At 40.5% G+C, this 210-nt stretch carries 1 protein-coding gene; it reads right to left on the bottom strand.

The features are described from left to right. The coding region (locus tag E7X57_RS12285) for a PKD domain-containing protein (RefSeq protein ID WP_135613307.1) at nt 1-210 on the bottom strand (210 nt) is incomplete at both ends.

The following is a 210-nucleotide window of genomic DNA, read 5'->3' as shown; positions in this document are numbered from 1 at the left end:
AAGCAGTACCATTGATATTACTGACAGTAAGATTGACAGTATACAAACCAGCTGTATCATACGTATGAATTATATTCTGACTTGAGTAATCCTCGGTACCGTCAGCATCAATATCCCAGGACCATGAGGTTGCATTGGTTGAGAGATCAGTGAATGAAACAGTAAGTGGTGCAATACCTTCAGTGACATTAGCACTGAAATCGGATACCG

Source organism: Methanococcoides sp. AM1 (assembly GCF_900774055.1).
Classification (GTDB): domain Archaea; phylum Halobacteriota; class Methanosarcinia; order Methanosarcinales; family Methanosarcinaceae; genus Methanococcoides.
Note: the sequence above shows the minus strand (reverse complement) of the source record. Positions and strands in the feature narration are given on the sequence as shown.